Below are 12030 nucleotides of genomic sequence, written 5' to 3' on the forward strand. Positions count from 1 at the left end.
AAAACGCAGTAGAATAGGGGAGTGACAAAAGGGGTCTGAACCGGTACTTTACCGGAATTTTAACGCTAGGTAAGTATTGTCTGGCTGGAAGGAACCAATAGACGTTAATCTACCCTTACATTTCAAACGTCTCTCACCGATCTGGTGTATCATTTAATCTTATTTATCCCCACTCATCTGGAGGTTTGCCTTGTTTTCGCTTGAAATTCTTGTCATGGTCAGCGCCATTGTTTTCTGTGTAGGTGGCCTGTTGGGAGCAGTAATCAGTCGCACACTGATGCCGCCAGAGCAGCAAAAAGAGCTAGAGAAAAGCCTGCAACTGACCCGCCAGGAACTTAATCAATACCAGCAAGACGTCGCTCAGCACTTTGCCGAAACATCCAAGCTGGTTCACAACCTGACCCAGAGCTATAAGGACGTACATGAACACCTAGCGAAAGGCGCAGTCCAGCTAACCAATTCGGAAATCAGTCGACAAATTCTCGAAGCAGGAGAAAGTACGCTGGGCATTGAAGTCGGCAATTCCATCGAAGAAGTACAACCGCAAGCCCCTCGCGATTGGGCACCCAAGACGCCTGGACAGACCGGCACCCTAAGCGAAGAGTACGGCCTGAGCGATGACCCTTCGCAGACAGAGACAAATGAGACCTTTTATCCAGGCAAAACCGGTAGCTAACTCAGTGCTAGCAAAAAAAATTAGACTGCGAATAGCAAACTTAGGAACGCAGCATGAACACACTTTTCAGAGCATTTACCTACCTTCGGTGGCCAGTACTTATTGGCCTTCTTTGTGCTCTAGCGGTACTGGCGCTGTTCCCAGAACTTAAAAACAGCTCCAGCAATCGCACAATCAGCAACCGCCCCCTCCTGGAATCACTTTCCCCCTCTGACGTTAACGGCTGGCAGGGGCCTATTTCATACGCCCGAGCAGTGGCCCGGGCAGCTCCGGCGGTGGTCAATATTTATACCCGCAAACAGGTGAGTATTCGTAGACACCCACTATTTGACGATCCATTATTTCGCCACTATTTCAACAATTCAGATATCCCTCGCCAACAGCGCATGCAATCCGCCCGTGGCTCCGGCGTTATTGTCAGCAAGGAAGGCTACATACTGACCAATAACCATGTTATCAACGGCGTTGACGAAATAGTGGTAGCACTTGCCGATGGTCGAGAAGCCCGTGCGGAACTTAAGGGTGTAAACAGTAAAAGTGATCTCGCCGTACTCAAGATCGACCTCGACAACCTCAACCCCATTGCCATTGGCTCGCCGGATACCACGATGGTCGGCGATGTTGTACTCGCTATTGGCAACGCCTTCGGCATGGGGCAAACCGTCACCCAAGGCATTGTCAGTGCAACCCGGCGTCGCGGTTTTAATATCGCTGCGTTTGAGAACTTTATTCAAACCGATGCAGCTATCAATCCTGGTAATTCTGGTGGAGCCCTAATCGACGCTCACGGCAACCTACTGGGCATCAACACCGCTAACCTCGATCAGGGTGGAGCGGCTGGCGGCATCGGATTCGCAATTCCTGTCGATACCGCGATTCAAACACTTAACGACATTGTTGAATTTGGGCGGGTGGTACGCGGCTGGCTCGGCGTAGAAGCCCAGTCACTTTCGCCACAACTTGCGCAATCGTTCAGTCTCAATTCCACCAACGGCGTTTTAGTCACCCACGTATATAACGATGGACCCGCAGACAAAGCAGGCCTGCGACCTGGAGATGTGATTGTCCGAATTAATAATCAAATGGTGGGAGATGGCCGCTGGGGGCAACAGGAAATTGGCGAATCCCGGCCCGGCGATACGGTATCTATTGAGGTTATGCGTCAGGGCAAAGTACAAACATTTGAAGCCGTTTTAGCGTTTGAACCTATTACAAGTTAAAAGAATTTTCGGCAATGGACTTCAAGCTAAAAAAACTTGAAACAATTTAACGATCCAGCGCTCTTCAGGATAGATAAAAGAAAATGCTGCTGACTCCCATATAAACCCGGCACCCCAAGTAAACACTAGACAGCAAAATTACGTCACTGAAAATTATGGCCGACAAGCAAAATTCGATAGAGCTCAACAGTGTGATTACCGAGGCAACACGACACTATTTTGAAAGTTGTCGAGCTCGCATACCCGGCTTTATTCATCGCCATTTCCAGTACCCCGGCGCCTGGCACACCAACCGAGTTGCATTGGGGCTCGATATTGTTAGGGCTCCACTAAACCTCTTCTGGGCGCCAGTCTATGCACTTATCAGTTTTATTAAGTATCTGCTTCACCGCAAAGGTTATCTAAGCCTTGCCAGCCTGCTAGGGAAAGTACCCGACGGCGCTACCACACAAGTCCAAAAGCACCTCGCCAAACTCATTTATTCCGACCTGCTTCAACTTGATTGCGAACAATCGTCCCTTGAAGTACACATTGCGGCGGCACTAGAAGAGCGCTACAACGAAAGCCACCCCAGCATTAACCAGCAGAAAATATTTGCCCAAAGAATCGGCCCCCTTGTTCACCAAGCACTTCTCCAGTATCGCATCACCCGCACGGCATCGTCTGATATTACCAACTCCATTGCCAGCACTCTCGTGGGAGCTTTTGCTTTCCATAAGTTTACGCCAGGAGGAATTGGAATAGGCCTAATACTGGCGGCGATTATCGCCAAAGCCACCGCTGTAAATGAATTTTTTTTAGGCAGGAATATAGGGTATTTTTACTACGCGCTACTCCCACCAGAACCGTCGTTAGAGCTCAAAGCATGGAGTCTTTTGGCCGTGTTAGCGGTACTCTCTGCTTTCGCTTCGTTTTCCGGATTAATAACAGACCCCCTTCAGTCAGTCACTCGACTACATCACCAGCGCTTGCATAAAATGATCAATCACCTGGAAAAGGATTTTCTGGAAGAAGCCAACAACAGCTTTCGACCCAAGGATCAGTACGTGGCCCGTATACTGGATATGTTTGATGTGATAAAGCCGCACCTTTAAAAGGACAATTCCCCACAGCGCCCGCCGCCCTTATACGAATATCATCAAACTCAAAAGAGAATATACGGCCGCTATTAACCATTACGGAAAAAATAAAACTCCTTTCTCGGCAAACGGCTTATTAACTAATGCCCTATCATCCGTACGATCAAAAAAAACCCCCGAAAAACGGGGGTACAAAAAAGAAACAAGTTTCAAATAATAACTAGTTAGCTAAAGCCATTTTTCTGCGCATGAACGCAATTTGCTGAGCCAGTGGCAACTCTTTCGGGCACATATCTTCACAGCCCAAAAGAGTCATACAACCGAACACACCATCTTCTGTACCAATTACTTCGTAGAAGTCGGCATCGCTGCGATCGTCACGCGGATCAAGACGGAAACGAGCCAGCTGGTTAATACCTACGGCACCCACAAAGTCGGAACGCATTTGCGCTGTACCACAGGCAGCGATACAACAGCCGCACTCCACACAACGTTCCAGCTCGTAGATCTTATCAGCCAGTTCCGGCTCCATTTTTTCTTCTACGTCACAGAAGTCGCGCTCCTGTTCTTTATTGTGAATCCAGGTTTCAAGATGCTCACTCATATTGCGCATCCACTTACCTGTGTTCACAGACAGGTCTCCGATCAGTTCAAAACCGGGCAATGGCGCCAAGTTCATAACGGCCGGTAGCTCTTTAGTCAATGTTCGACAGGCCAACTTCGGCCTACCGTTAACCAGCATCGCACAACTACCACAGATACCCGCTCGACAAACGAAGTCGAACTGTAGACTTGGATCCATATCTTCACGAATTTCGTTAAGCAAAATAAACAACGTCATGGAATCAGCCTCTTCGACTTCGAAAGTATCGAAGTGAGGCACACTGTTTGGGTCTTCCGGGTTGTGGCGGAAGATATTGACGGTCAATTTGCGATATTCGCCTTGCTGAGCATCAATTTCAGTAACGGGAATAGTATTCACTTCTTTCGCCTCTTATTTGCTTGCTGAAGCCGACTGGCCATTTTCATCTTCACCGATTCGCGCATTGCGACCACGCAAACTATCCGGCAGCTTATCTTCGAAGGACATCAGTACTTCCTGCGCTTCAAAGCGGTTACCACCTTCATACTTGGCTTGAATCGCATCAACTTCAGCCTGACGCGCTTCCGTATTCGGGTGGTCAACACGATCTTTTGCGCCGTAACCACGCCAACCCGGAGGGAGCTCCATTTTCATCACATCCAACGGCTCGTAGTTGAGCGTGGGCATGGAATCATTTTTCATATCCCAGGTCGCCAAAGTTCGGCTCAACCAGTCTTTATCGTTACGCAGTTTGAAATCTTCGCGGAAGTGAGCTCCTCGGCTCTCTTCACGAGCAAGAGCACCCTGAGCAACACAGAGGCTCAAGCGCAGCATACTTTCCACACGGTAAGCCGCCACCAAGTCCGGATTGCCACCGCGAGCGGAACTTTTCACTTTAATATTGCGCGCACGCTGAGCAAGCTCTTTTAAGCCGCTTACGGCTTCCTGTAGTTTGTCACCGTGTCGGAAGATACCCACGTTGGAGCTCATCAACTCCTGCATTGAACGCATAATATGGAAGGCATTTTCGTTGCCATCGCTATTGCAGTATCCTGCTAGGCGACTGGCCTGCTTGTCGTGCGCTTCGCGAATCAGTGCGGTGGACACTTTGATATCGTTGTCTGCACTACCCACATAGTCGGCCATATATTCACCAACAATCATACCAGCCACTGCGGTCTCGGCTACGGAATTGCCTCCTAAGCGGTTAAATCCGTGCATATCCCAACAGGCGGCTTCACCGGCGGCGAATAGGCCTTTAAGAGTAGGAGACTCACCGCGGAAGTCGGTGCGTACACCGCCCATGGAGTAATGCTGGCAAGGACGAACAGGAATTAAATCTTTAACCGGATTTACACCAAGGAAGTACTCACAAATTTCCTTCACTTCGCGCAGTTTGCCCTCAATATGTTTTTTGCCCAGCAAGCGAATATCCAACCACAGGTGCTCACCAAAGCGAGACTGAACCCCTTTTCCAGACTGAATATGGTGCTCCATCCAACGAGACACCACATCGCGCGAAGCCAGTTCTTTTTTCTCCGGCTCGTAATCGGGCATAAAACGATGAAGGTCGCGGTCGAGCAGCAGCCCACCATCACCGCGACAGCCTTCCGTTACCAGGATACCTGCAGGGAAAATACCGGTGGGATGGAATTGAACAGCTTCCATATTCCCTAGTGAAGCAACACCGGTTTCGAGGGCTATAGCCGTACCCATACCTTCGTTGATAACCGCGTTAGTCGTAGCGCGATAGATTCGACCGTAGCCGCCTGTCGCGATACAGGTGGCCTTGGCGACATAGGTAACCAACTCACCCGTCATCAGGTTGCGTACGACCGCACCGTAACAACGACCATCTTCGTGAATTAATGAGATGGCTTCCATACGTTCATGGACTTGAATTTTTTCGGCGACAGCCTGGTTACTCATGGTATAGAGCATAGAGTGGCCGGTACCATCCGATACATAGCAGGTACGCCATTTCTGCGTACCACCGAAGTTACGGGCGGCAATCATGCCGTGAGACTCGTCACGCTCCGTCAAGGCTACCGGCTTTCCATCAATCACATGTTCGTGGCTGCCGCGCTCTATTCGACCCCAGGGAACCCCCCAGGCAGCCAACTCACGAACAGCTTTTGGTGCGGTATTCACAAACATACGAGCAACATCCTGGTCACAACCCCAGTCACTGCCCCGCACAGTATCGATAAAATGAATGTCTTCGTTATCGCCTTCACCCTTATTGGCATTACCCAGGCTAGCCTGCATACCGCCTTGGGCAGCTGCAGAGTGAGACCTTTTGGGAGGTACCAAGCTAAGAACGATGACTTCATGGCCCTGACGGCGAACGCCGATCGCTGCGCGCAAGCCCGCCAGACCACCACCTATTACCAAGGCATCGGTATAAATCGTTTTCATTACAGAGTCCTGATTATTATTTCAAATATTCGGATCGGGTTAGACACTAGTGCGCGCTCGGCGCAGTGTCTTGTTGGAAGGATGGCACGTAACGCTCACCAGCCTGGTCGGCATGCTCGGCACCTATCTTCATATAAGCTGCCAAGGTTGCGAGACCTAAGACGAGGAAGAACACCGTCAACAACCATTTGATCACATGTAAACGATGACGGTTACGCTTGGGATTACCCCCCAGGAATAAGCCCCACTTGACGACCAAACGATAGATACCGATGCCTGCGTGTAACTCAACAACAAACAGCAGAGCCAGGTACAACGGCCACATCATGCCACTCCATACACGATCAGAAGACGCGTAGGGACCGATATCCGCAGGGTGGGAAATAAGTTGATAGAGGTGAACAGACGCCATAAAGAACAACGCAAATCCAGTGATTACCTGCACATACCACATGGTAGTATCACTATGCTTTAGATTGCCAATATGTGTGTGGATGGTGCGATACTGACTAGCGCTGCTAGGGAAGCGGCGCAGCGCCAAGAACGCATGCACAATAATCAAACCAAGGATAAATACGGCAAAGGCACTTACCAAAACAGGGTAAGGCTTACCTAAAATGGGCTCTCCTTCAAACATTCGAGCCACCCAGAACATGGCATCCTTACCCAAAAGGATACTGGACACCATAAACATATGGGTCCACATGAAGAGCACCAGAAACAAACCCGTTCCGCCTTGAACCATATCCATAATGGCGGGCCAGCGATTAGGTTTAACAGCGCGTTCTACAGCTGAAGACATCCGCATTTACCTCCTTAATTGAGTAAGTTGGGGTTAGGGAATATCTGAATACAACCGACGATCTCTGTAGCCCTGATGGTGCCTGAGCAAACCCAGAAATTCCCAAGTTTTAATCCGAGCGTATTACATCACTTTCATATGACATGCATTATGCTTTACATCAAATGGATGAATGTCGTCCAGCAGTCCCGGTTTTGGAGGATAGCAAAATGTCACTCAACACCTTTGAAATGTAGCACTAAAAAACAACACCAGTAAAAAATTGGAAGCAGGCTACAATAAACGTCCGCGATAACCACACACTAATGCCGCCGGATCCACTATTTTGCGAAATTTGAACACAAAACCAGCTATTTCACCCGGCTTACTTCCTTTATATTTATCCCTTCTCTTATTAAGCGTTAACGGCCTCTTCGCTCGCTCAATCGATCTAGACTCCACCTCCATCACCCACCTTAGAAGCGTTATCGCCGCCGCAGCACTATTGGCACTGCTACTACTACGCGGCACACCACTGAGGCTACCTTGCCGACGGACAGCTATAACGGTATACGGGCTGGGGATATTGCTCGGGCTGCACTGGGTGACTTTTTTTAAGGCAATGCAAGTCTCATCTGTTGCTGTCGGCATTATTGCCCTGTTCAGCTACCCGGTAATAACCGTCTTAATCGAACCATTGTTTCAACACCGCAAACCTAAATGGCCAGATCTGGCCGCAGCACTGTTAGTGCTCACCGGCGTGGCAATTATGGTTTCTGGCCAGGACACCGGCCTCGGCAATATTCGAGAAGGTGTCTTCTGGGGCGCCTGTTCCGCATTTTTATTTTCTCTGCGCAATACTAGCCAAAAATACTGGCTACACCATATTCCCAGCAGTGGCCTCATGCTACACCAGGTTATTGCAACCGCGTTAATGCTAAGTGTATTTACCGACTGGTCCAGAGTCGCCAACCTGAACTCCCACAACTGGCTATTGCTAGCGTTGCTGGGACTTATCTGTACCGCCGGGGCACACACACTTTTAAGCCTGAGCCTGAAAAATCTCGCAGCAAAATCTGTTGCGCTTATCAGTTGCCTCCAACCCGTTCTGGCATCTGCACTTGCCTGGCTGGTATTGGCGGAAACTCCCAGTACGGAAATTATTCTTGGTGGACTGGTTGTTATCAGTGTAGCTACCTACGAATCCTTAAAGCGTTAACTATTATTTTTTACGCCAAATAAATGAGGATCACTTTACTCCCAAGAAACGGCAAGCATTATTCGTGATAACGCCATTTAAAACAAGGTCACCACCACCTCCACCTCCAGAGCTATCGGAAACAGGAGGTTAGAGACAAAAGAAAAAAATATTCAACAACAAACACCGACTTAAATCACCCACATAAAATTTCTTTCATCTCAACGCACCTTGAAAACACAGCATTATTCTACATCACCAACAATCACTCTACTTAAGCGTTCTAAATTCTGAACAATCACTCAAACCATTTTGTTCAAACATTAAAAAACCACCCGCCAGTTATTTCAATTAGAAATATTGAGAGAGGAAAGCGACCGCTTTCGCTATAAAACACCTCACCACCCCACTAACTCGCTTGAAGAAACGAGACCCCATGTGGCCGAAAGCCTGTAAATTCTCAAGCGCCGCTGAGGTAAAAAGCTTTTGTAAAGACAACATGAATCCATGACCTATACTTCAGTACACCCAAATATTCATGACCGGCGCAGTTGACTATATGAATTTTTGCCTCACTCCACTGCTCGTTAGGCTCGCTGCAATCAGCATTGCTCTAGCGTCCCCATTTGTTCTTTCACAAGAACAAAATCCAACGAAAACATTAAACATCTCTTACCCGGAAGATATCGGTGTAAGCAACAACCGTCTGGACAATGGGCGTTATGTCAGAGAAATTCTTATACTCGGACTCAAGCACTCGGGCCGAACATACAAATTGAATGCTCAGGAGGTACGTTCGATTCCCGAAAGTAGAAGCCATTTGTATTTAGAACAGGGCCGCTACAATCTCCACTGGCTAATGACATCGGCTGATCACGAAAATGATTTATTACCCGTACGAATTCCAATTTATAAAGGGTTAATTGGCTGGAGGCTATTTTTTATTAAGCCAGAAAACCAACCATTTTTTAGTTCAATTACTGTCAACTCAAAACTAAAAAATGTTCACGCATGCCTTGGGCACGACTGGCCCGACGTCGATATATTAGAGGCGGGCGGTTATAAAGTGATCACCAACATTGCTGGCTTAGGTATTTTTGAAACCCTGAATAAATCTCGGTGCCAGTACTACCCTCGCTCAGTGCTCGAAATATGGAATGAAATTGAGAACGCCCATCATTACGGTGCAAGCGCGGAAACAGAGCTTGCTCTCAGATACCCCGCGGCCTATTATTTTTTTGTCTCACCCGACGAAAAAGATCTTGCTATTGCGCTTGAGAACGGCCTAAAGCGAGCGATAGCCCTAGGAGAATTTGATCAGATTTTTTACCGTCATTTCGGTGATGCCATAGAAAAATCAAATTTGGGAAAACGGAGAATATTTTCCATCCCCAACGCCCTATTTAAAAACACTGCGGTACTTTCCAACAAAAACTTATGGTTCACCCCCCAAGGTAAGAAATAAGACCGATCTTCCATACTACTGATCTGGATTAAACCAACCTAACATTCACCTTGATTATATAAAATACAACGCTACCCTTCATCAACCTGCATAGGTACACCCTGCTTATTCCGAAGTAACCTCTAATCAAGCCCAGATATGCTCTGGCCTTACTCTGATGTTCCCTAAGAATCTACAAGACCGACACGCCCCTAGAGATAACTGGAGCAGATTACAAAATGTTTCACAATGGTTTAATAGCAGCGGCTCTATGCTGTTCGCTTATCCTGTGTTCCCCTTTTAGTTATGCCAAACAGACTATTGCCTTAAAACACCAAAACGCCGCCCCAGTGTTGGACGGCATTATCGACGAAGCTCTGTGGCAAAACGCCGCCCGATTTGAACTGAGCCACAGCTACAAACCTAGCCAAGGCACCCCCGCTCCGGTGAAAACTGTTGCATTTATATACGAGGACGGCTCCAACCTCCATATTGCTCTGGAGGCCAGCGACCCCAACCCCGAAAAAATACTTGCACACCTGTCGGACAGAGACGATATGTGGGGAGATGACTGGCTGGGAATTATACTGGACACCTTTAACGATGAACGCAGTGCTTACGAGTTTTACGTAAACCCCAAGGGGGTGCAGCACGATGGCCGTATGGATGATAGCGATGGCTGGCGCGGCGACAACTCCTGGAATGGTATCTGGTATAGTGCCGCGAAAGTAACTGAAACCGGCTGGTCGGCAGAGATCAGTATTCCGTTCAAGGCCCTGCGCTTTCCTCCTGTCAACGGCGACGGCAACCAGCAGCGCGTATGGGCTTTTTCTTTTTTCCGCGCCTACCCTCGGGAGGTCGCCCACTGGATATCCAGCACCAAGCGCGACCCGAACACCAAATGTAATATTTGTCAGTTCGATAAAATGCAGGGCTTCGCCTCGGTAAAACCCGGGAAGAACTTTCAGCTAACACCCACCTTAACAGCGGGAAAAACGCAGTCGCGAGAGGATCTACCCGGCGATTGGGATATCGAGAAGAACACGGATGCCGGACTGGATATACGCTGGGGCATGACCCCGAACTCCGTTTTAAATGTCATGCTAAACCCGGATTTCTCACAGGTTGATGCCGATTCAGCGCAGCTCAGTGTAAACAATACCTACTCTCTTTACCTGCCTGAGCGACGCGCCTTCTTTCTCGATGGGGCCGATTATTTCAAAACCAATAATTTCAATTTTGTCCACACCCGAAACATTGCCGAGTCGGATGCCGGACTAAAATTAACAGGGAAAAACGGCAACCATAGCTACGGTCTTCTATTGGCAAACGATCAGTCCACCAGTTTTGTTATTCCGGGTAACCAAAGCTCCGACGTCGGGGAACTAACACTGGAAGACCCTCTGGACCCCGACGATGAAACACCCATCGGCAGTGAAGTAGCCATTGCACGCTACCGCATGGATGTGGCAGATCGCGGCAATATTGGTGGCCTGATAACCCAGCGCCAGGGTGATGGCTACCGAAACTCGCTAGCAAGCGTTGATGGCAGCACATGGCTCAGCGAAATCGACTCATTACGTTACCAATTTGCTTACTCTGACACACTCAACCCCGAGCCAATTCAAAACGAATTCAACCTCGCCCCGACTCAGAGCGATCGCGCCTTCGCACTGCGCTATTTTAGAGATACATATAATTATCGAATTAGCGCCGATTATTACGATGTGGGCGAAGATTTTAGAGCCGATATGGGCTTCCATACCAAGAGCGACTTCAAAGAGCTCTCGCTTGGAGGAATGCGTAAATATCACGGCAACGAAGGCGATATTATTACCAATCAGTATTACTATTTTGATTGGGATTACGTCGTCGACCAACAGGGAAAACGTATTGAGAATGAACTCAAGTTAGTAGCGGGCTTAGACGGCGCAATGCAGTCACACTCAGAACTTAGCGTGAACGGCCGAGAAAAGTATTACGATAACGACTTCAATAGCGGCGAATATTTTGATGAGCGATTTATCAATTTGTATACTCGTTTCAATCCACTTCCGGCAATAAAGCTGGAGCTAAATTCCAAGCTCGCCGACCAAATTGATTACGATAACGGGCAGCCCGGAAGCTCTGTTTTTATCCGCGCGGCCGTAGATATGCGTTTGGGCGAACATATAAAATTCAGAGTCGCCCACAACTACAGCACTCTCGCTGTCGATGCCAGTGACTACATGATGAACGGAGCCCTTGTCGCTTTCGACAAAGGGAATCTATTTAATGCTAACCAAACCGATATGCGCTTTAACTATCAGTTCAGTATTCGCAGTCAGCTCAAGCTGGTCGTCCAGTACACTGACATATCCCGTAGAGCAGAACTCTATCGAGCAAATTTCGATTTGGACGAGGATAACAATGTAGAATCGGTAGAGCGCCTGTATTCCTCACAGCTTGTTTACTCCTACAAGATCAACTCACAGAGCCTGTTTTTCCTCGGTTATTCAGACAGCGGTTTTCAGGATGATCTTCTCGATGGAATGGAAAAAGATTACCAGTCAGTCTTTGCTAAAATCAGTTACGCTTGGCAGAGTTAAATGATAAGGGAAACGCTATCCTGAATAAGAATTGGCGTTTCCC

9 protein-coding genes are annotated in these 12030 nt (G+C 48.3%); 6 read left to right on the plus strand and 3 right to left on the minus strand.

Annotated elements, in window-relative coordinates:
• The first annotated feature begins 190 nt into the window (after positions 1-190).
• The 3 genes from H5715_RS13030 (at position 191) to H5715_RS13040 (ending at position 2990) form a co-directional block, all read left to right on the plus strand.
• Positions 191-676 carry a Z-ring associated ZapG family protein gene (locus H5715_RS13030; RefSeq protein ID WP_246434535.1) on the plus strand — a complete coding sequence of 162 codons (486 nt, stop codon included), beginning with the start codon at positions 191-193 and terminating at the stop codon, positions 674-676.
• 53 nt (positions 677-729) lie between these two features.
• Positions 730-1896: a S1C family serine protease gene (locus tag H5715_RS13035; protein WP_075187277.1), complete on the plus strand. Its 1167-nt coding sequence runs from the start codon at positions 730-732 to the stop codon at positions 1894-1896.
• Positions 1897-2051: 155 nt separating this feature from the next.
• Complete coding sequence (locus H5715_RS13040; protein ID WP_075187276.1) at positions 2052-2990, plus strand: DUF6635 family protein; 939 nt, start codon at positions 2052-2054, stop codon at positions 2988-2990.
• Between the two features lie 205 nt (positions 2991-3195).
• On the opposite strand, the gene H5715_RS13045 is transcribed toward H5715_RS13040, so the two are convergent.
• The 3 genes from H5715_RS13045 to H5715_RS13055 are packed head-to-tail and all read right to left on the minus strand — an operon-like array spanning position 3196 to position 6778.
• Entirely contained in the window at positions 3196-3957 is a 762-nt protein-coding gene (locus tag H5715_RS13045) for a fumarate reductase iron-sulfur subunit (RefSeq protein ID WP_075187275.1), read from the minus strand.
• A gap of 12 nt (positions 3958-3969) precedes the next feature.
• Positions 3970-5976, minus strand: coding sequence for a fumarate reductase flavoprotein subunit (locus H5715_RS13050; RefSeq protein ID WP_075187274.1), 2007 nt, complete (start codon positions 5974-5976; stop codon positions 3970-3972).
• Between the two features lie 46 nt (positions 5977-6022).
• On the minus strand, positions 6023-6778 hold the full coding sequence (locus H5715_RS13055) for a fumarate reductase cytochrome b subunit (protein WP_075187273.1): 756 nt from the start codon (positions 6776-6778) through the stop codon (positions 6023-6025).
• 325 nt (positions 6779-7103) lie between these two features.
• On the opposite strand from H5715_RS13055, the gene H5715_RS13060 reads away from it, so the two are divergent.
• The 3 genes from H5715_RS13060 to H5715_RS13070 all read left to right on the plus strand — a co-directional run bounded on the left by H5715_RS13060 (position 7104) and on the right by H5715_RS13070 (position 11987).
• Entirely contained in the window at positions 7104-7976 is an 873-nt protein-coding gene (locus H5715_RS13060; RefSeq protein ID WP_246434536.1) for a DMT family transporter, read from the plus strand.
• A gap of 538 nt (positions 7977-8514) precedes the next feature.
• Complete coding sequence (locus tag H5715_RS13065) at positions 8515-9420, plus strand: diguanylate cyclase (RefSeq protein WP_139309881.1); 906 nt, start codon at positions 8515-8517, stop codon at positions 9418-9420.
• 218 nt (positions 9421-9638) lie between these two features.
• Entirely contained in the window at positions 9639-11987 is a 2349-nt protein-coding gene (locus tag H5715_RS13070) for a carbohydrate binding family 9 domain-containing protein (RefSeq protein ID WP_075187272.1), read from the plus strand.
• The last annotated feature ends 43 nt before the right edge of the window (positions 11988-12030 follow it).

It is taken from the genome of Teredinibacter haidensis, assembly GCF_014211975.1.
GTDB classification, from domain to species: domain Bacteria; phylum Pseudomonadota; class Gammaproteobacteria; order Pseudomonadales; family Cellvibrionaceae; genus Teredinibacter; species Teredinibacter haidensis.

Excerpts from the sequence above, each read along its gene's own strand:
- H5715_RS13035 (WP_075187277.1), top strand. The coding sequence starts at position 730 with ATGAACACACTTTTCAGAGCATTTACCTACCTTCGGTGGCCAGTACTT.
- H5715_RS13040 (WP_075187276.1), top strand. The coding sequence starts at position 2,052 with ATGGCCGACAAGCAAAATTCGATAGAGCTCAACAGTGTGATTACCGAG.
- H5715_RS13050 (WP_075187274.1), bottom strand. The coding sequence starts at position 5,976 with ATGAAAACGATTTATACCGATGCCTTGGTAATAGGTGGTGGTCTGGCG.
- H5715_RS13055 (WP_075187273.1), bottom strand. The coding sequence starts at position 6,778 with ATGTCTTCAGCTGTAGAACGCGCTGTTAAACCTAATCGCTGGCCCGCC.
- H5715_RS13065 (WP_139309881.1), top strand. The coding sequence starts at position 8,515 with ATGAATTTTTGCCTCACTCCACTGCTCGTTAGGCTCGCTGCAATCAGC.
- H5715_RS13070 (WP_075187272.1), top strand. The coding sequence starts at position 9,639 with ATGTTTCACAATGGTTTAATAGCAGCGGCTCTATGCTGTTCGCTTATC.